The organism is Nocardia vinacea (assembly GCF_035920345.1).
Lineage (GTDB): Bacteria > Actinomycetota > Actinomycetes > Mycobacteriales > Mycobacteriaceae > Nocardia > Nocardia vinacea_A.
Map to the genome: position 1 here is coordinate 8,100,734 of NZ_CP109149.1, position 19,929 is coordinate 8,120,662.

General features: G+C 66.4%; 17 protein-coding genes and 1 pseudogene. 9 read left to right on the top strand and 9 right to left on the bottom strand.

The features are described from left to right. Window positions 1-95: 95 nt before the first annotated feature. A complete protein-coding gene (locus OIE68_RS36615; RefSeq protein ID WP_327095490.1) occupies window positions 96-542 on the bottom strand; it encodes an Hsp20/alpha crystallin family protein in 447 nt (148 codons plus the stop codon). 187 nt (window positions 543-729) lie between these two features. On the opposite strand from OIE68_RS36615, the gene OIE68_RS36620 reads away from it, so the two are divergent. From OIE68_RS36620 to OIE68_RS36640, 5 genes are all read left to right on the top strand, one after another. Beyond that, entirely contained in the window at window positions 730-1,554 is an 825-nt protein-coding gene (locus tag OIE68_RS36620) for an LLM class F420-dependent oxidoreductase (protein ID WP_327095491.1), read from the top strand. Window positions 1,555-1,841: 287 nt separating this feature from the next. Then, complete coding sequence (locus OIE68_RS36625; protein ID WP_327095492.1) at window positions 1,842-3,251, top strand: MFS transporter; 1,410 nt, start codon at window positions 1,842-1,844, stop codon at window positions 3,249-3,251. A 46-nt stretch (window positions 3,252-3,297) separates the two neighbouring features. Further along, window positions 3,298-3,957 (top strand): response regulator transcription factor, encoded by a 660-nt coding sequence (locus OIE68_RS36630; RefSeq protein ID WP_327101954.1) that lies wholly within the window; start codon window positions 3,298-3,300, stop codon window positions 3,955-3,957. 312 nt (window positions 3,958-4,269) lie between these two features. Beyond that, window positions 4,270-5,694 carry a HAMP domain-containing sensor histidine kinase gene (locus OIE68_RS36635; protein ID WP_327095493.1) on the top strand — a complete coding sequence of 475 codons (1,425 nt, stop codon included), beginning with the start codon at window positions 4,270-4,272 and terminating at the stop codon, window positions 5,692-5,694. Then, window positions 5,694-6,599, top strand: a complete 906-nt coding sequence (locus tag OIE68_RS36640; protein ID WP_327101955.1) for a TAXI family TRAP transporter solute-binding subunit — start codon at window positions 5,694-5,696, stop codon at window positions 6,597-6,599. The genes OIE68_RS36635 and OIE68_RS36640 overlap by 1 nt, the downstream gene beginning before the upstream one ends. Window positions 6,600-6,602: 3 nt before the next feature. Here OIE68_RS36640 and OIE68_RS36645 read toward each other — a convergent pair whose 3' ends face one another. Next, entirely contained in the window at window positions 6,603-6,956 is a 354-nt protein-coding gene (locus OIE68_RS36645) for a metal-sensitive transcriptional regulator (RefSeq protein ID WP_327095494.1), read from the bottom strand. 78 nt (window positions 6,957-7,034) lie between these two features. Next, the gene (locus OIE68_RS36650) at window positions 7,035-7,220 is read right to left on the bottom strand and encodes a hypothetical protein (RefSeq protein ID WP_327095495.1); all 186 of its coding nucleotides are present in this window, start codon (window positions 7,218-7,220) and stop codon (window positions 7,035-7,037) included. A gap of 95 nt (window positions 7,221-7,315) precedes the next feature. Here OIE68_RS36650 and OIE68_RS36655 point away from each other — a divergent pair, with 95 nt between their 5' ends. Together OIE68_RS36655 and OIE68_RS36660 are read left to right on the top strand one after the other, a co-directional pair. After that, window positions 7,316-8,125, top strand: coding sequence for an S-methyl-5'-thioadenosine phosphorylase (locus OIE68_RS36655; protein WP_327095496.1), 810 nt, complete (start codon window positions 7,316-7,318; stop codon window positions 8,123-8,125). 53 nt (window positions 8,126-8,178) lie between these two features. After that, window positions 8,179-9,147, top strand: a pseudogene (locus OIE68_RS36660) (NAD-dependent epimerase/dehydratase family protein); the annotation flags it as partial. A 456-nt stretch (window positions 9,148-9,603) separates the two neighbouring features. Here the strand turns inward: OIE68_RS36660 and OIE68_RS36665 are convergent. Beyond that, window positions 9,604-10,602 carry a GAF domain-containing protein gene (locus OIE68_RS36665; RefSeq protein ID WP_327095497.1) on the bottom strand — a complete coding sequence of 333 codons (999 nt, stop codon included), beginning with the start codon at window positions 10,600-10,602 and terminating at the stop codon, window positions 9,604-9,606. Between the two features lie 503 nt (window positions 10,603-11,105). After that, window positions 11,106-11,948, bottom strand: coding sequence for an NAD(P)H-binding protein (locus OIE68_RS36670; RefSeq protein WP_327095498.1), 843 nt, complete (start codon window positions 11,946-11,948; stop codon window positions 11,106-11,108). 142 nt (window positions 11,949-12,090) lie between these two features. Here OIE68_RS36670 and OIE68_RS36675 point away from each other — a divergent pair, with 142 nt between their 5' ends. Further along, window positions 12,091-12,651: an NAD(P)H-dependent oxidoreductase gene (locus OIE68_RS36675; RefSeq protein ID WP_327095499.1), complete on the top strand. Its 561-nt coding sequence runs from the start codon at window positions 12,091-12,093 to the stop codon at window positions 12,649-12,651. A gap of 173 nt (window positions 12,652-12,824) precedes the next feature. On the opposite strand, the gene eccE is transcribed toward OIE68_RS36675, so the two are convergent. Continuing rightward, window positions 12,825-14,474: a type VII secretion protein EccE gene (gene eccE / locus OIE68_RS36680; RefSeq protein WP_327095500.1), complete on the bottom strand. Its 1,650-nt coding sequence runs from the start codon at window positions 14,472-14,474 to the stop codon at window positions 12,825-12,827. A gap of 112 nt (window positions 14,475-14,586) precedes the next feature. Between eccE and eccB the strand changes: the two genes are divergently transcribed. Next, window positions 14,587-16,074 (top strand): type VII secretion protein EccB, encoded by a 1,488-nt coding sequence (gene eccB, locus OIE68_RS36685; protein ID WP_327095501.1) that lies wholly within the window; start codon window positions 14,587-14,589, stop codon window positions 16,072-16,074. Between the two features lies 1 nt (window position 16,075). Here eccB and OIE68_RS36690 read toward each other — a convergent pair whose 3' ends face one another. The 3 genes from OIE68_RS36690 to eccD are packed head-to-tail and all read right to left on the bottom strand — an operon-like array spanning window position 16,076 to window position 19,764. Continuing rightward, window positions 16,076-16,834: a potassium channel family protein gene (locus OIE68_RS36690; protein ID WP_327095502.1), complete on the bottom strand. Its 759-nt coding sequence runs from the start codon at window positions 16,832-16,834 to the stop codon at window positions 16,076-16,078. Window positions 16,835-16,894: 60 nt separating this feature from the next. Then, window positions 16,895-18,289 carry a type VII secretion-associated serine protease mycosin gene (mycP, locus tag OIE68_RS36695; protein WP_419150838.1) on the bottom strand — a complete coding sequence of 465 codons (1,395 nt, stop codon included), beginning with the start codon at window positions 18,287-18,289 and terminating at the stop codon, window positions 16,895-16,897. Window positions 18,290-18,297: 8 nt separating this feature from the next. Then, window positions 18,298-19,764, bottom strand: coding sequence for a type VII secretion integral membrane protein EccD (gene eccD, locus OIE68_RS36700; protein ID WP_327095504.1), 1,467 nt, complete (start codon window positions 19,762-19,764; stop codon window positions 18,298-18,300). Between the last annotated feature and the right edge of the window lie 165 nt (window positions 19,765-19,929).

Genomic DNA, 19,929 nt, shown 5'->3' on the forward strand with positions numbered 1-19,929 from the left:
AAGGTCCAACCTGGGCGCGGCGACAACAACCTATGTGAAAGCGGTGCTCCCGCACCGCGTTCGGCGGGCGCAGTGCGGTGCGGGAGCATGACCAGCTATTTGCTGGACGAACCGGCCTCGATCGTACGTGGCTGGCTGGAACCGGAGATTTCGATACGGCGCGGCTTGGCCCGTTCGGCGATCGGAATCGTCACCGAGAGCACGCCGTTGTTATAGGTTGCGCTGATCTTGTCGGCATCGACATTGTCGCCGAGGCTGAGCTGGCGCATATAGGTGCCGGCGAAGCGCTCGGACGCAATCCATTGGACGCCTTCGTCACTCGGCAGGCTGCGCTGCGCGCGGAGGGTGAGTGTGCCGTTGTCGACGCTCACATCCACCGAGCCGGGGTCCACACCGGGCAGGTCGGCGTTGAGTACGTAATGATCGCCCGCCTTGAACAGGTCCATCGGCATGAATCGTGGCGCGCGAGATGTCCCCATGGATTCGCCGAGCAGTTGGCGGGCAACGGTGTCGATATCGTGGAATGGATCGAACCGGAGCACAGCAATCACCTCCATTTCACTAGCGGCGGCGCCTGCCACGGCGGCAGGCGCCGGAAGCTGTGCACCATCCAAGTTAGCACTCTCGACATGAGACTGCTAATGGTTAGCTCGAAACTTCGCGGCCCGTCTCGGATCGGAGTGTGGCCCGGACGGAATAGGGACGGCAGCGGCCTCGTTCATTCGGTGCATGGCTATCGGAGATCTCGGACAGTTCGGTGTATGGCGCTACTACGGGGGGTTCACCCCGCAGGACGCACAGGACTTGGAAGGACTCGGCTACGGCACGCTGTGGCTCGGCGGGTCCCCGCCCGCCGACTTGCCCGTGATCGAGTCGCTGCTGGAGGCAACCGAGTCGATCACCGTCGCCACCAGCATCGTGAATATCTGGACGGCGCCCGCGAAGCAGGTCGCTGAGTCGTTCCACCGGATCGAAGCGCGCTTTCCGAGCCGGTTCCTGCTCGGCTTGGGTGCGGGCCATCCCGAACATCAGGGCGAATACCGCAAGCCCTACGACGCGCTGGTCGAATACTTCGACGAACTGGATGCCGCGGGTGTGCCCAAGGAGCGTCGCGCTCTCGCCGCGCTAGGCCCGCGCGTGCTGGGGCTGGCGGCGGAACGGTCTGCGGGCGCGCTGCCCTACAACGTCACTCCCGAACACACCGCCCGCGCCCGCGCGCTGCTCGGCGAGGGTGTGCTGCTGGCCACCGAACACAAGGTCGTCCTCGACGACGACCCGGTCCGGGCCCGCACCACCGCCCGCCCGCGCGTCGAGTTCTACCTCGACCTGCAGAACTACGTCAGCAATCTCCGCCGCCTCGGCTTCACCGATGACGACCTCGCCAAACCCGGTAGCGACCGCCTCATCGATGCCCTGGTAGCCCACGGCGAAGCGGATTCCGTCGTCGATCGCCTCTCGGCCCATCGGGCCGCAGGTGCCGATCATGTGGTGATCCAGGTCCTCTCCGACGAAGCAGCCACCCTGCGCACTCTGGCACCGCTGCTCGCGAAATAGACCCGGGCTGGCGATCGGCCCGAGATACCGGCCGATCGCCGGTGGGACTGTTGAAGCGGGTCGAACAACTCGACCCGAGCAGACGACGCCGCCCTTCTTCGGGCGTCCTCGGTTCAGCACGGAATGAACATCTGTCCCCCCGATTCGTTCGGAAGGTTCCAGCGGACAACCGACGGCAATCGTCCTAAGACAGCGTTAGAAAGGGCGCTGTCCGCTTCCATCGGCGCTGTGACTGCGCACACACTGGTCTCCGACCGACGCAAGGCCGCGTCGAAGAAGGAGATCTTGTGACTACGACACAGCCTGTCGGCGAGCGCCGGGTGGTCGCGAATGTATTGCGTGGTTCCATCGGAAATCTCGTCGAGTGGTACGACTGGTATGTCTACGCCGCGTTCAGCGTGTACTTCGCGAAGTCATTCTTTCCGAAGGGCGATTCGACGGCGCAATTGCTTTCCACCGCAGCGGTTTTCGCGGTCGGGTTCCTCATGCGGCCGCTCGGTGGGTGGGCGCTCGGTCGCTACGCCGACAAGTTCGGACGTCGTTCGGCGCTGACCCTGTCAGTGACCGTGATGGCGGCGGGTTCGCTGCTGATCGCGCTGACGCCCGGATATCAGACGATCGGAATCGCCGCGCCGATACTGCTTTTGCTGGCCCGCCTGTTGCAGGGTCTTTCGGTAGGTGGCGAATACGCAACCAGCGCAACGTATTTGTCCGAGGTGGCCTCGACAGGTAAGCGCGGATTCTATTCGAGCTTCCAGTACGTCACGCTGGTCGCCGGTCAGTTGGTGGCGCTCGGCGTGCAGATCATCCTGCAGCAGTTCCTGAACAACGCGCAGATGAACAACTGGGGTTGGCGCATTCCGTTCGTGATCGGTGCGGCGGCCGCACTGATCGTGATGTGGCTGCGGCGCAGCATGGACGAGTCGGAGCACTTCGAGGCCGAGGTCGAGGCCGAACGTGATCCGGCGGCGAGCAGCGCCGGTGCGAACCAGCCCGCGCGCGGTTCGCTGCGGATGCTGCTGCAGTACCCGCGGGAATGCCTGCTGGTGATCGGGCTGACGCTCGGCGGCACCGTCGCGTTCTACACCTATACGACGTACATGCAGAAATTCATGATCAATACCTCTGGCATCTCCAAGTCGACGGTCTCGTGGATCAACTTCATCGCGCTGCTGGTCTTCGTGATGCTGCAGCCACTGGCCGGCGCACTGTCCGACCGGGTCGGACGACGCAAGCTGCTGATCTTCTTCGGCGTCGCGGGCACCCTGCTCACCGTGCCGATCATGACCGTGCTCGCGCACACCAAGAATCCGATCGCGGCGTGGGCGCTGATGATGGGCGCGCTGGTCATCATCACCGGCTATACCTCGATCAACGCCATCGTGAAGGCCGAGCTGTTCCCGACCAAGATCCGCGCGCTCGGCGTCGGCCTGCCGTACGCGCTGACCGTCGCGATCTTCGGCGGTACGGCCGAAACCATCGCGCTCTCGCTGAAGCAGGCGAACCACGAATCGCTGTACTTCTGGTATGTCGCCGGGTGCATCGGCATCTCGCTGCTGACCTACTGGTTCATGCGGGAGACCTCGCGCGGATCCGCCATCGACGCCGATGCCGCTGCCACGGACGATATTTCGCTCACCAAGCGGAATACGTCGGCCACCGAGCCGGACCGTGACTTCGCGCCGGCTCGACGCTGACGGCCCGACCGCACACGCCGCTCCGTCGCTGTGGGAGGATCGGCGGGTGCGGCTGGCGGTGGTCGAGGATGATGACGGAGTAGGCGACGCGCTGGTAGAGGCGCTCAACGCCCGCGGTTATCAAGCCGACCGCAAGCGCCGCGGCGCCGATCTGCTCACCGCGCACCGTGGTTACGACGCGGTCATCCTGGATCTCGGACTGCCCGACGGTGACGGTCTGCAAGTGCTGCGCCAGCTGCGCGAGGTGAGTTCCGTGCCGGTGCTGATCCTGACCGCGCGCAGCGACGAACGCTCGATCGTGCGCGGACTGCGCGGCGGTGCCGACGACTATCTGGTGAAGCCGCCGCGGATCGCGGAATTGATGGCCCGGCTGGAGAATGTGGTCCGGCGCGCCGCCGCCGGATCGCAGCCGGAACGTGCCGACGTGGTCACCGGCGATGTGCGGGTCGATCTGGCGGCCCGGGTGGTCGAGGTGGCCGGGCGGCCGATCGCATTGACCCAGAAGGAATTCGAATTGGTCGAGGCATTGGTGGAGCGGCCCGGTGCCGCGGTCAGCCGCCAACAGCTGATGGATCGGATCTGGGGTGACGCGTTCGTCGCGGTATCCCGCTCACTGGATGTGCACATGACCGGACTCCGCGCGAAATTGGACCGACCTGGGCTGATAACGACGATTCGCGGCTACGGTTACCGCTGGGGCCAGTAATCGTGCCGGGCGGACCTAACCAGAACATCTGAAGGTTTTTGTCTGTGTCATGTGGCAGACTGCCGTCTATCCGGAGCACATGACGTCACTGCCCCGGGTCCGGGAGCCCGAAGCGCGAGCCCCGGTGACCAATGTCCGTGGACGGGAGCGCGCTGGCCCGCACGACTGTGTGGGTGAAACCAGCCCGGGTGAAGCGGAAACCGAGGTGCGCAGTCTCGTGGTGCGCACGGAGGACATCCGAGAAGGATGGTGCCTGGAAATGCCGAAAGGGGTTTCCCAGACACGCTGTAACAGGAGCGGAGTCCGGCAGGCATGCGCAGACGACTACTCGTTGCGCTGACGGTATTCGCGGCGATCGCGGTATTCGCCTTTGCGATACCGCTTTCGCTTACGTTCGCGACCAGCCGCACGCAGGAGTTTGTCGCCGCTCGCTCCGGCGATGCCGACCGGTTCGCCAGCCTCGCAGACGTCGCGGTGGCCGAGGGCGACAGCCGGGCACTGGCCGACGAGGCCGGGCGCTACCACGATCTCTACGGGGAAAACGTCCTCGTGGTCGATGCCCGCGGCGCGCGGACGGTGAATGCGGGCGTGGACACGGCCGCAGCGCCCGTCGAGGCCGCGGTTGCCGCCGCCCGCCGCAACCAGCGGCCGCAGCCGGTGTATCGGCTCACCCCGTGGAGCGGGGCGACGGTGCTGATCGCCCGTCCGGTCGGTACCGGAGTGCAGGTCAACGGCGCGGTGGTGATCGAGGCATCCACCGCACGCGCCCGGCGCGATATCGCCCGCGCGTGGGCGGTGATCGCGGTCGGAGCGGTGCTGGCAATGGTGGTGTTCACCATGCTGGCCCTGAGCCTGGCGCGCTGGGTGCTGCGCCCGCTGGCGGCGCTGTCGCAGGCGGTCGCCGAATTGACCGCGACACTGCCGAAGCCGCGCGCCGAGGCCGCCGCGCACGTCTCGATCGCCCGCCACCACGGTGGGCCGCCGGAAATGCGGGCGGTCGCGGAATCTTTCGATGCCATGGCATTGGCGGTGGCCGATTCGGCGGATGCGCAACGTCAGCTCGTTGCGGATACCGCTCATGCCATGCGAAACCCGCTCGCCGCCTTGACAATTCGTCTCGACTCTTTGGAAGCCGCCATTCCGGAAAGTGCGGCGGCGACCTTCCGTAGCGCGGGCGCGGAGGTTGAACGGTTGACCGCGCTGCTCGATGGCCTGCTCAGCTTGGCGGTTGCCGAGACCCCCGCCGCTTTCGAGGCCGCGCGCACTCCACCCAATGCTGAAATCCATTGCGACGCAGTGCAAGTTGCTGCGGACCGGATCGATGCCTGGTACTCCGCCTACGAGAGCGCCGGGCAGGAATTGCGGGCGCAACCGCAGGTTGCCGAGGCCGAAGCAGCGGTCTCCGCCGATGTACTCGCCCAGATTCTCGATGTGCCGCTGAGTAATTCGTGCAGCTATGCCGGGCCGGGCACACAGACCGTCATCGTGGTCGACGCCGAGCCGGGCTGGGTGACGGTGACCGTCCGTGACAATGGCAGCGGCGTCGAACCGGCCGAGATCGACAAGCTGACCACCCGGTTCTTTCGCGGCTCCGGTGCGGCGTCCGGCGGCTCGGGCCTCGGGCTCCCGATTGCGACGGCATTGGCCCAAGCACGCGGCGGCACCTTGTCCGTGCTCCCCGTGCAGCCGCACGGTCTCGCGATCCAGATCCGGCTGCCGCAGGCGGTGCGGTCGTGATGCGGCGGCGAAAGTTCCTGGCGCTCACCGTCTTCGGCGTCGCTTCCGGTGCTGTCGGGTGTGGTTCGGACCTGGAGTTGGTGCGGCTGGCCTCGGGCGAGGTCGGCGGCTTCTATCACGCATTCGCGGAACTGCTCGCCGCGGTTGCCCAGGAGGCGGGCACGGTGCGGATCGAACCGGTGACGACAACCGGCTCGCAGGACAATCTGGGGATGTTGGCGAACGGGCAGGTGGATGCTGCACTGGCGCTGGCGGATTCGGTGCAGAGTGAGCGGGCCCCGTTGGTTGCGCTCGGTCGGGTGTACGAGAACTATCTGCAGTTGGCCGTGCGGTCGGAGGGGCCGATTCAGCAGGTCACCGATTTGCGCGGGACCCGGGTCAACCTGGGGGCCGCGGGATCCGGCGCGGCGGTGACCGGGGAGCGACTGCTGTGGGCCGCGGGCGTGAATCCCGTTTCGGATGTGGATATTTCGCATCGACCGCTGCGAGATGCGGTGGCGGGTGTGGAATCCGGTGAGCTGGACGCGCTGCTATGGGCCGGCGGCGTACCCACCGACGCACTTGATGTGCCGCAGCGGTTGCGGTTGGTAGAACTCGGTGAGTTGGCCGCGCCGATGCGGGAACGCTTCGGACACCTCTACGATTTGGTCGAAATTCCCGCCGACGCCTATGACAGCAGTCGTTCGGTCCGCACGGTCGGCGTCGCGAATCTGCTGCTCGCCGCCCCGACCATGTCCGATGCCGCGGCCGGGGCGATTGTCGATCTGCTGGTTTCCCGCGCGGACCGATTGGTGCCTGCCGAGGCGGCCGGGACCCAGTTCCTGGACACCCGCTCGCTCATCGGAACCGATGCCGTTCCTCTGCATCCGGGTGCGGCGGCGGTGTACCGACGGCGACACGGTTGAGCGTCAGGAGCGTACCAGGCGAGCGATGGCGTCGGTGGCCTCTTTGATCTTGGCGTCGGCCTCGGGGCCACCGGCGACCGCGGCGTCCACCACGCAGTGGCTGATGTGGTCCTCCAGCAGGCCCATCGCAACGGCCTGCAGTGCCTTCGTCATCGCGGAGACCTGGGTGAGGATATCGATGCAGTACTTTTCTTCCTCGACCATGCGCTGCAGGCCGCGGGCCTGGCCCTCGATCCGGCGCAGACGCTTGAGATAGTCGTCCTTGGCGGTGATGTAGCCGTGGCCGGAATGGTCGTGGGTGGTACCCGCCGAGTCACTGCCTGGCTCGGTGTCATTGTGCGACGGGGTGGGTGTCACCGACTGTCTCCTCGCTGCTCGCCGGGTGGACCGGCCTCGTTTAATACCCCCCTAGGGTACAGTGTGGCGAGGGAGTTGTCAGGTAGCCGCGCTCTGCGCCGCCGCCACGGGTGTGCGGGTCCGGTGTTGGGCGCCGCTGCGGGCCGGCGCGATGCCGCCGACCACCAGCACGCCGCCGATCATCTGCACCGACGCGACCGATTCGTCGAGCAACAGCCACGACAACACCACTGCGACCAGCACCTCGCTCAGCAGAATCTCCATTGCACAACCAACTCGAGTCATGATGAACGAAGGTCCAGTTGGCCGGATGTGGACCCGTATGGTCGGGAATCGGGGACGAGCGAGAGAATCGGTGCATGAGTTTGGATGTTCGGCCCGCGCTCGCCGTGATCGGCGGTAGTGGCTTCTACGATTTCTTCGACAACGAGGCGACCACCGTCGAGGTCGAGACGCCCTACGGCAAGCCGAGCGCGCCGATCGCGGTCGGCGAGGTGGAGGGCCGCCCGGTGGCCTTCCTGCCCCGGCACGGCAAACAGCACGAATTCGCACCGCATACGCTGCCCTACCGGGCCAATATGTGGGCGTTGCGTTCGATCGGGGTGCGGCGGATCTTCGCGCCGTGCGCGGTCGGCAGCCTGCGCGCGGACTGGGGGCCGGGCACCGTCGCGGTGCCGGATCAACTGGTCGACCGGACCTCGGGTCGTTCGCAGACCTACTTCGACGGCGGTGGCGTGCACGTCTCCTTCGCCGACCCGTACTGCGACGAACTGCGCTCCGCAGCAACGAAATCCGCGACGGATGCGCTGCCGATGAAATCCTCGGGCACCATGGTCGTGGTACAGGGCCCGCGCTTCTCCACCCGGGCCGAGAGCCACTGGTTCGCCGCGCAGGGCTGGGAGCTGGTGAATATGACCGGGCATCCCGAGGCTGTGCTCGCCCGTGAACTCGAAATGTGCTATGCAGCAGTGGCTTTGGTGACCGACCTGGATGCGGGACTGGAGGAGGGCGAGGGTGTGCACGCGGTCGACGTCTTCGCCGAATTCAAGAAGAACCTCGGACCGTTCAAGGAGCTGATCCGGCGCTCGGTTTCGGCGGTTACCGGAACCGATACCTGCGAACGTTGCCGTGTCCATGCGGGAGTGTCGCTGCCGTTCGAACTACCGTGAGTTCGGGCAGCTAGTCAGGTTGGGCTCGGAACCGAACGTGGGGTGCGGATGCGATGAGAGTGCTGGTCACCGGGGCAGCCGGGTTCATCGGAGCGCGGTTGCGGCGGGCATTGGCCGCAGCCGGGCACGAGGTGGTCGGGGTCGATCTACTCGGTCCGGATGTGGAAGTGCCGGATGGGGTTTCGCGGGTGGACGTGCGCGATGCCGATGCGCTCGAGCCGTTGCTGCGCGGCATCGATACGGTTTGTCATCTCGCCGCCGTCACCTCCGGGCCTGAATCGGCGGTGTTCGCCGCGCACAATGATCTCGGGACGGCGGTGCTGCTCGATGCGATGGGCCGGGCGAAGGTGCGTCATCTGGTGCTCGCGTCATCCATCGTGGTGTACGGCGAGGGGCGCTATCGCGGGATGAACAGCGGGCCGTTCTATCCCGGACTGCGGCGGCGGGCTGATCTGGATCGCGGCATGTTCGACCACTTGGCGCCACGCACCGGGGAGTTGCTCACCTGGGAGCCGGTCACCGAGGACGCGCCGCTGCGTCCGCGCGGCTTCTACGGGGCCAGCAAGTTGGCACAGGAAAACTACGCGCTCGCTTGGGGTTTGGCTGCCGGCGCGGCCGTCACGGCATTGCGCTACCACAACGGATACGGTGCAGGCACGCGCTCCGGCTTCATCGGAAACTTCCTCGCCGCACTCGATCAGGGCCGCCCGCCACTGGTCGACGAGGACGGCGGGCAGGTCAGGGATGTGGTGCACGTCGACGACATCGTGGCCGCAACCGTGGCCGCCGTCGACCGCCGCCCACCCGGCTTCGTCCCCCTCAACATCGCCTCCGGCCACCCCATCACCATGTGGGAAGTCGCCTCGATCATGGCCAAGGCCCGCGGCGGCCCCGCCCCCGTGGTAACCGGCCGCTACCTCCTCGCCGACGCCCGCCACCTCGCCGCCGACCCCGAACGAGCCAGGCGCACACTGGGTTTCACCGCCCGAATCCCACCCACCCAGGGCCTCGCCGAACTCGCCGCCCCCGCAGTCGAGACCACCACACCCCAACGGGAACCCGCTCCACTACACGTGCGAGCCGCGCCGCCGCCGACCGCGCCCGAGCATCAGGTGCACCCGGGGCCACGGCCCGCCGCGCCGATCGCGCGACCCGGCTCCCGCCCGGATGCTCCGGTGCCGAACGTGAATGCGCCCCGGCCGGAGCCGATGATCGAGAGTGCCGGACCGAATATGCAGACGCCTGCATACCAACCCGAGTCGGCGAAACCGGAGGCCGGCGCGGGCTGGCCGATGTGAAGCGGTTGCGCCCAGGCAGAGCGTTGCAAGCGCAAGATCTCTTGGCGGTGGTGGTCTCAGGGTGCGTTCGGCGACCGGCTCGATGCCCTCGACGATTGTCCGCGCCCGCCGGGCGCCGGTCGCGGTGATCGGGCCGGTAAGTCGGAGGTTGTGTCGATCGGGTCTGGGTTCGGCAGGTGATCAAGCGAGGCCGGGGTTCTCGACGATTTCGAGTTGGACCAGGACGAATTCAGGAGAGGCGCAGTTCGGGGTGCCGCCGGGGAGGGGGGAGATTTCCAGGTGGGCGATGATCCAATCGTTGTTTTCGCCGGCCAGGCGGACGGCGCGGAGTTGGTGGTGTGCTGCGCCGGAGCGCATTGCATCGCGGGCTTGGATGATTCGGGCGCGGTCCGCCGGATGCGGGACGGTGCGTTCGTCGGTGCCGGCCCAGCGCATTGTCGGAACGGGTTCGGTGACCCAGCGGATCAAGCGGATCTGGGCGGTGTCCACGATCGCGAGGTAGAGGTTGGGTTGGGCGCGGCGCAGCATATCGAGGGCGGTCGCCTCGAACGATTTGCGTTGCGGCGCAACGCTATCGGTGACGTCTACCGCCAGGCCGCGCCAGCGGTGCCGGTCGGCGGATGTGTCCGCGTTGCGGGTGGCCACCAGTATGGAGCGCGGGCCCGCCTGCGAGTGCACGGTTGCCGTCCCGAGCCACCGTGAATCGGGCTCGGATCGCGTCAGGTTCGCGACGAAATCCAGTGCGCCGTCGAATCGTTCGACCATCTCGAAGATTTCGGCACCGACCCAGCGGGTGCGATGGGGCGCGAAATCCGGCCCGAGGCCCTGCATCAGCGCATCCATGCGGCGCGTGCGCGCATCGACCAGAAACGGCGCAACCCTGGGCGCGGGCGGGGGATCTCCGCGGCCGACCCAGAGATGGATGGCGTGCACCTGCTCATCCGGACCCAATATGGGCACGGCCCGCAGATGCCGCTCCGACCACACTTGCCGCGAAGTCGGCAGCACCTGATCCACGACCGATCCACTCGCACGCGCGGCAGCGACAAGCGGCCGCAACCGACTGGGCACGGCCCGCTGAAACGACTTCCATTCACGCGGCGTAGTACCAATGGCCAACACCGACCAGTTGTCGACACGGCCGAGCGTTTCGATCAATAGCCAGCGCTCGATGATCACTTTCGTCCCCTCCCCATCTCGAACCTACGCCATGATCACCGCTGATAGTCAATGCATATCGTGCACGATTCGAACAAGGTCGGCCGGGATTCCGCAGCACGGTGTTCGACTCCAACCGCCGCGTTGCAGTGGGCATTGCTTTTGGCCGGGTGCGAATCGGGCTGGTCGATTCATCTCGGGGACTACCGACCACCCGACCGGATTCGCTTGCCGTGCATCTGCCTTGGGCGCTACGGACCTCGGCCGGCGATTCGGACGAGTATGCGGCATCGGATGGTGTCGCTGCGTCGGATAGGCGCAAAGCCAGGCGTCCGTGCTGGAGCGAGCATGACCGTCGGCTGGCACGCTGTGTTCGATCGAGCGCGCTGCGTCGGTACGGGAATGCGGTTTGTCGAGCGCGCGACACTCGGCTCTGCCGCCGCGAGGTCATCGGTTCGCGCGGCGCATTCGGTATCCGTCGCCCGGGATCAGCGGACCTGCCTTCGAATAGATACTGTGATCGGTCACGCCTTCGGGGGAGCGAAGGCGTCGGCGTGGGCGTGGGCCCACTGGTCGAAGGTGCGCGGTTCTCGGCCGGTCACATCCTGCACGGTCGGGAAGACCTGGGATTCGTCAAGGGTGCCGTCGACGAAGAAGCTCCAGAATGCGTCGACGTAGTGCTGCGGCATGGAGGCCTCGAGTTCGGCCCGTGTCTCCGCATTCGTCAAGCCCTGGCAGACAAGTGGCCGGTTGAGCACTTCGGCGAGCACCGCGACCTGATCGGCGGGCACGAGCGCTCGCGAACCGGTCAGTTCGAGGATGCGCCCGGCCAGTCCGCCGCCGGTCAGGGCGACCGCCGCGACGGCCGCGATATCGGCGGGATCGATTGCGGCGACCGGTACATCGGGAAACTGGGCGCGGATCACATCACCCTGTTCGAGTTGCGGCAACCAGCGCAGCGCATTCGACATGAATGAGCGCGGGCGCAGAAAGGTCCACGCCAAGCCGGATTCGCGCACGTCCCGCTCGGCCTGCGTCATATATGCGGAGACCGCATTGTTCATATCCTCGAGCGCCGCCGAACCACCCGAAAGCAGCACGATGTGCTGGACGCCCGCCTTCTTCGCGCGGGCGAGCAGGTCGGGGGTGTCGGCGTAGCCCGGCAGCAGGAACATTCCGGTGACCCCGTCCAGGGCTTCGGTCAGGCTTTCAGGCTGGTTCAGATCGCCTGTCACCGCCTCGGCGCCGGCGGGCAGCTGCGCCCGCGCGGGATCGCGGACCAATGCGCGCACGGCGGCGCCGGAATTGCTCAGTGCCGCAACCAGTTCCGCGCCGATATTGCCGGTCGCGCCGGTCACCAGGATCATGCCGTCTCCTCCAGAGTCGTACCGGGTTGCGCCGTCAATCATGCGGAATCGCCGAGCCGCGCGTCGACCGATCCCGCGAACGAATCGAGATCGCCGCGCCAGCCTCGACCGTACCGTCGGCATACCGAGTTAGGCTCGCGCAGTGGATACTCCGCTACGGCTAGAGGTCATCGTGGCCAGCACGCGCCCGGAGCGATTCGCTCCAGTGGTCGCCGACTGGTTCCTGCGCACGGTCCGGGCGACCCCCGAATTCGACACCGGCGTCATCGATCTCATCACCACCCCGCTGCCCACGGACCTCACCTTTACCCCCGAGGTCGAGGCCTATCGCCAGCGCCTGGCCGCCGCCGACGCCTTCGTCGCCATCACATCCGAGTACAACCACGGCTACCCGGCGTCCCTGAAAACCGCCTTCGACAACGCGAAACACGAATGGCGCGCCAAACCCATCGGCTTCGTCTCCTACGGCGGCCTCTCCGGCGGCCTGCGCGCCGTCGAACAACTCCGCCAGGTAGTCGCGGAAATCCACATGGTCTCCATCCGCGAAACCGTCAGCTTCCACCAGGCCAAAAAGCGATTCGACGAATCAGGCAACACCCAAGACGGCGCCGCCATAGACGCCGCCGACCGCCTTATTTGCCAATTAGCTTGGTGGGCAAGAACTCTCCGCACTGCACGCAGCGCCGACCCCTACCCAGGCTGACCACCCCGCGCGGCCGCACACCCCCTGCACCGAGCCCAACGAGGGGAGCTGAATGGTGGTTCGACGCGCCGACGACAACCACCAATTCACTACCCTCGCTAAAACGCCTGGCTCCTCGGCAGTCAGGGCGGACCTGCCTACCCGCAGCTCCGATCCCGCGCAACGAAACAGCGCTACTGCGGACTTCCCGCCATAGCTCGCCGCCCTCGCGGATGTCCGATATACGTCGCCTCACGCGGAATCGACACCAACGTCAGATCGACCTGAGCAGTCCCGGTCCGCAGCACCACATGGTTCCCGATGGCCCCCGGCTGGTGGATCGAGAGGTCCGGCCGAGTCGCGGGCCACCCCATCGGATCTCCGGTGACATAAATCGTCGTGACACCGGCGTGCGGTGCGGGTGCCAGCACACCGTCGACCACTGTCGCGGTGAAACCGGAATCGGATTGATGCGTCTCCACCGCGATCTGCAGCCGCTCCGGATTCCCGATGGTCGTCACCAGGTTCTCCCAGGCATGCGTCCGGTCGGTACGGATCAGGATGCGTTCACCGACTGCCAACGCGCGGAACACCAACTGCTGAGCCAGATACAACTCACCGGCCACATAAACCGTCGAAATACCGGTACCGACAATGCGGACCGCGACACCCTGCCCCTCGTCATCCGAGCCGATGAGCTGACCGCACCCCGACGACGGCAAATGCAGTGCGCTGATCACATCGATCGGGTACTCGGTCACCGGGACGGCGTCGTCGAGATTCGGAATGCCCAGCGGCAGATGCGCGAGCAGACCATCGCGCTGCCGCCCGTTCATCGAGATCAGGCCCTTGAGCTTCGTGCGCTCCGGCAGCTCCCGAGTGGTCAGCCGCCAAGCCGCGCCGATGGTCACCGATTCGGCCGAACTACCGGGACGCAGCCGCACCGCGACGGTCGTACCGCGCGACGGCGCGACCCACAGCTGCGAGAGCAGATCCGAACCGAGCCGCTTCGGGTCGACCGCACTTCCGATATTCACACTGTTGCCGATCTCGGCATACCGCCAGCGGTGGGTCAGCGTGCGCGGATCGAAGCCCTGCGTGACCTGCAGAACCGCCTTGCGAATCTCGGGTGCGGTAAGGATGCGTGCGCTGCAGTCAGCGTCCTCGAGGGTGCGCATAATGCGTTGCGTCGCAATGGTTACCGCGCGTGACGCACCCTCACTGCCGCCACCGCGCCGAGCCGCGGCCTCCGGGCACGCGATCGCGTCGAAACTGATGGCGAGCCACACATTCCGGTGCGCGGTCGCGGGCAGCGGACCCAGCAGCGATTCATAGATCTTGCCCGCGGGCGTACCGGAGCGGCTGCGGTGACCGTGGCTGATGATGTCGATACCGCTGAGCAGAATGTCGTGCTGGTTCAGGCATTTCGCCAGTTCCGGCAGCGGCAGCAGATGCGAGGCGTGCACCGTGGTGCGAGCGATCCGGGTCAGTCCGCCCTTGGGGGCCAGCACCTCGACGACGGCGACAACCCGGCTGCCGTCCCAGTACAGCCCGAGCGAGCGACCGTCCGAGCCGCGGAAGTCGACGGTATCGCCGAGCTCGTAATCGCCGTGGGTGAGGTAGCGCCACCAGGTGGCGATCCAATCCAGGATGGTGCGCTTGGCAATCGGGATCAGCGGCGGCAGTCCGGCGACCACCGCGACGCCCAACGCGGGCCAGGCACCGAGCCCGACCAACAGGGCGAGCAGTCCGGCAACGAGCCCGATCACCTGCGCGATCAACAGATTCCGCAGTGAGATGCGCCCGAGCAACGGGCGTGGTCCCGCGCCGGCTTGTTCGGCCATCGTCGTCCCCCAAGTACCCGGTATCGGCCGTATCGCAGCGGCCGAGCTGAACAATAGTCCTCGGGAACTGTACTGTGTTCCGCGAACGCGAGCATTGTTCGGGGAGGGAAACATGCCTTCAAAACCCACTACACGCTGGCAGGTGAGCGGCTACCGCTTCCTGGTCCGGCGGATGGAACACGCGCTGGTCCGACGGGACGTGCGAATGTTGCACGATCCGATGCGCTCTCAGTCCCGCGCCTACGCGGCGGGATTGATCATGGCGATCGTGGTGCTGGCCGGTTGTGGCGTGCTCGCACTGCTGCGTCCGCAGGACAAGATCGGCAGCAACAAGATCCTGATCGGCAAGGAATCCGGCGCCGTCTACGTGATGATCAACGATGTGGTGCATCCGACGCTGAATCTCGCATCGGCTCGGTTGGCCGCGGGATCGCCGGAAAAGGCCGTCATAGTCAAGGAATCCGAGATCGGCAAGAAGGCGCGCGGCCAGCTGATCGGCATTCCGGGTGCACCCTCCTCGCTGCGCTTCGACAAGGACGGCAAGGGCCGGATCTGGACCGTCTGCGATCAGCTGAAGGTCGACGGCAGCAAGGACCTCACCACCTCGGTGCTCGCTGGAAGTCTCTCGCTCGGCGAGAAGGCCTCGGTGATGGGTAGGGACCGGGCGCTGCTGGTGCAGGGCAAGGACTCGGCGTATCTGGTCTACGAGGGCAAGCGCGCCCGCGTCGACCTCAAGGACCGCGCTGTCACCGACGCATTGAAGATCACCGGCGCGACCGCCCGGCCGATAGGTGAGGGTCTGCTCAATACGATTCCCGAAGTGCTGCCGATCATTCCGCCCAAGATCGATAATCCGGGCGGGTCGGTGAGTTACTCGGTCGGCAACCACCGGATCGGCGAAGTCGTGCATGTGCCCGCGCAGCCCAATACTGAATACGTTGTGCTGCAAGACGGTCTGCAGCAGATCTCATCGGTGACCGCCGAGATCATCCGCGGCCGATACCGCTCGACGTCCAGCAACGACGTCGTCGATCAGACCGACAAGACCTACGCGCCGGTGTCGAACGCACTGCTGGTCGATGCGTATCCGCAGGTCGTACCGTCCATCGTCGACTACAAGGACCAGCCGGTGAGCTGCTTGTCCTGGAAGCCGCTGGCCGCCGCCGCGGACAATAAGGACGGCGGCAATCGCGCCGAACTGACGGTGCTCACCGGTGTGGCCCTGCCGATTCCGGACAACGCCAAACTCGTACCGCTGGCTCAGGCGGACGGCTCCGGCGCCAACGCCGATTCGGTCTACATCCCGCCTGCCACCGGTGCTTTCGTCCAAACCACCGGCATCGAACCCGACAGCCGTCGCAAGGACAGCAAGTTCTACATCGCCGACACCGGTGTCCGCTACGGCGTCAAGGACTCCGACGCCGAAAAGGCGCTCGGCATGGACTCGGATTCGGGCACTAAGGCCGAACCAGCACCGTGGCCGATCGTCGGCCTCCTCGCGGCCGGTCCGAGCCTGTCCCGCGCGGATGCCATGGTCGCCCACGACGGCGTCGCCGCAGACCCGTCACCCTCGAAATCACCTGTCGCCTCGGCGAATTGAGCTAGTCCTCGGACATCGAGGCCGCGCGCAACTCGGCGACTTCGCTTCGTAGCGCGCGGATTTCGTCGACCAGCATCGTGATCTCCACTTCGGTGCGGTCGGCGGTAACCTCGGCGGCCTTCAGCTGGTCCATCACCCAGCTGGTTGTGGTACCGATGGCGAAGCTGATCAGGCCGATGCCGAGCGTCATCAGGATCAGCGCGATCATGCGGCCCTGCACGGTCACTGGATACACATCGCCGTAGCCGACCGTGGTCACCGACACCATGGACCACCACAGGGCGTCGCCGAAGTTGTGGATCTTGCTGTCGGGTGCGCCGTATTCGGCATCGAAGAACGCCAGACTGCACAGCACCAGCGTTAGTGCCGAACTGGTGCCGACGAATATCGCGAGACGGGCACGCGTCACCCGATTGCGGTTGAGCTGATCGAGCACCAACAGCGCCGCCCGCAGCAACCGCACCGGACGGAACGGCGGCAACAGCACGATCAACAGCTCCAGCGGATGTGTGCGCACGAACCGCCAGCGATCGGTGGACAGCCATGTCCGGATGCCGAAGTCCGCGACGAATGCCGCCCAGATAATGATGTCGACCCGCTCGAGCCAGGCATCGAGTCGCGGTGACGCTCCGGTATCCAGCACATGCCAGGCGTAGACACCGATGAAGAGCACAGCGAGCACCAGCATTGGGATGCCGGTCGTGCGTTCCCAGGATTGTCTACGGCTCGGTTGTCCGCCGTCGTGTTGTACTGCGTGCATGGGAACTACCTGTATCGATCGGGTGCGACACCCTATGTACCGCCGTTTGCCACGAAGACGCTACATATCGTCCGACTTGACGCCGAACCGGCGGCGGATCGGAAACGAGGCGAGGTAGCCGAGCACCAAAGCGGTCCCGATGATCCCGGTGCCGATCAGCGCGACATTGCGGGCCCGATTGTCCGGCGGCGGCGCCGGTTTCGGCACCGCGAGCTGGGCGCTCTTGGCCGGGCTCGGCCGCTTGGGCGGCAGTGCCGTGCTGCCCACCTCATCGGTCAGCGCCGCGACCGGATCGACCGCGCCGTAGCCGATATACGGACTCCACCCCTCGGCGGGCGCGTGCGCGGTGGCCTGCATCCGCTTGACCACATCCAACGCACTCATATCTGGAAAGCGGGCCCGTACCAGTGCGACCACACCGGATACCAGCGGCGTCGCGAAGCTCGTACCGCTCATCGCCTGCTGCTGCCCTTGCTGATTCACGGTGCCGGTCGCGGTCCCGGTCCCGCGCGGGTCGAGCGAAACCATATTCTCGCCCGGCGCAGCCACACTCACCCATGGCCCGGGCACCGTGAACTTCGACGGTGCGCCGTTCGAATCGATCGAGCCCACCGAGAGCACATAGTCGTCCCAGCGCGCCGGGCTCACATTGACCTTGACATTGCTCCACGGATCGGCGGCCGGATTGACCGGATCGATGATCTGCTGTTCGGTCTTGCAGGAGCCGTCCTGGTTTCCGGCCGCCACGACCACGACCACGTTCTTCTCCAGCGTCGCGTATCGCACTGCCGCGCCGATGGATCCGTCGACGTCATTGGACGAGCCGCACCACACCTCGGAGATATTGATGACGCCGACGCCGGCATCGGCCGCGCGCCGGATCGCCGAGGCCATGGTGGCCAGATTGCCGTAGCCCTCGGGCAGGTCGTCGGGATTCCGTTCCCTGGACCGGCCTTCCTTCTGATACATCTTGCTGGTTTGACGGATGGTCATGATGCGTGCTTCCGGCGCGACACCGGAGAATCCCTGCCCGTCGATCTTCGAAGCGGCGATCAAGCCCGCGACAAAGGTGCCGTGCCCGTCGCAGTCCTCGGTGCCGTCGCCCGAGTTCGCCACGAAGTCGCCACCGGCGATCAGACCCGGCAACCGGGGATGCCGCGCGACACCGGTATCGATGACCGCGACGGTCTGGCCCTCACCCTTGGAGAACCGCCACGCGCTTTCCAGATCGAGGGAGCGCTGCGCGGTGGGAATCGTCGCGCCCTCACCACCGGACACCGTATTCGAGCAATCGGAATTCGCTGGCCGCTCGGTCTTTTCGGGTGGTGCGGCCGGATCGCCCGCAGGCAGCAGCCCCGGATTCACCGCGGGCGGGTGATCCGCGGAAGCAGCACCGGCCCCTAGCCCCAGCGACGCGCTCAGGCCCAACGCCACGGCTGCCGCCGCGACGCGCATCTGCCTGTTCACAGCCCGCGAACAAGCGAGTAGAGCGAGGCCACCCAGAACACCAGCGGCAGCACGGCGGCCACGAACGCGTACTCGAGCAATTCGACGCCACGGCGCATCGGCGGTGTCGCGGACTGGTTCGGAATGATGATGCCGAGAATCAACGCTGCGACCAGCACCACCATTGCCGCACCGAAGACGGCCAGCGGCTGCTCCATGCCGACGGCGACGCCGACCATCATGATCAGCACGATCGACGCGCCGCCCGCGATCAGCACCACGGCCTGTTCGGCGCCCGCGTAGGTCCGGCTGCGGAACATCAGCACCGCCGCGGTCACCAGCGCCAGCGCGATACCCGGCCAATACGGATCCTCCGCACCGGGGTCGGCGCCCGCCAACGCACCCGCTACCGAGAGCAGTGTGGTCGCCGAGACGAGTCCGGCCAGGTACATCCGGGCCCGCTCCGACTTCACCCGCAGCGCATCCATTGTCGGCAGCGCGCGGTGATCGTCCGGATCGTCCTCGGTCGGGTCGATCGGGGTGCCGGGGGAGGGTACCGGCGGCAGCGGCAGCTTGGCGAGCAGCATCGAAACCCGCGGCGCGAGTGAGAGACCCGCGAGCCCGAGCGCGGCCACGACGGCGCCGATGGCCTTCTCCGGCTGGTCGGTGAGCACGCCGACCAGCGCGGCCGGTACCGCGTATACCGCGAGCGTGGCCGCGCCGATGAACAGCGCGAGTCCGACGCCGGTGACACGCCATGCGAGAACCGCTGTCGCGCCGACCAATACCGAACCGAGCAGCAGATGCGCCCAGCCGTAATCGTCCGGCACGTAAAGCATTCCGGCGGTGAACGCGGCGGGCAGCGCACAGCCGCCGAGCACCAGCGCGGTCGATGTATCGCCGTACATCCTGCTGAGCACCATGCCCGCGACCACCAGCAGAATCGCCACGGTCAACGCGAGCGAACCGCTGATCCAGCCCGGCAGTGCGTCTTTGGACAGCAAAAGACCGAGGCAGCCGACGATCATGGTGAGTGCGGCGAGCACCGAACCGGTGATCCGCGCGATCTTCGGGGTCCAGCTGCGGTAGTGATCGGCGTCGGCGATCGCGACGTTGTACATGATGTCGTCGAACAGCGGCGTCGGCGCGGTATGCGAGGCGCTCTCCAACATGAGCAGCTCGCCGTCGCGCACACCGTGCTCGCCGAGGCTCAGCGAATTGGAGAACGGCGGATGGCCGATTCGGGCCAGCACCCATTCGGCGGGCTCGTAGCGCTCGCCCTCATTGTCGAAATCGTTGGTGCGGCTGTGTTGAGCGACCATATCGACGACACTCGGAATCACCAGCGCGACCGGCACATCGACCGGAATCGCCATATCCACCTGGGTGTGCTTCGCAAGAATCGTGACCCGGGCAAGGTCGGGCGCACGGACGATGCCGCGCGAGGATTCTTCGTCGATGTGGTCAAGTCGCGCGTGCGTCAAGCTTCCCCCAACTCGGTCTCTACCTCGTATTTCCGTGTCCCGTGAGCGAGGGGGCCGAGCTTGCGAACCCACCGTTCGGGCAGCAGAATGCTGGTCGAACTGTACGACATGTCAGCTGTGCCCTCTACACTGAGGCCGAAAAAGTGCAGCTTGCGAAGAGGGGGA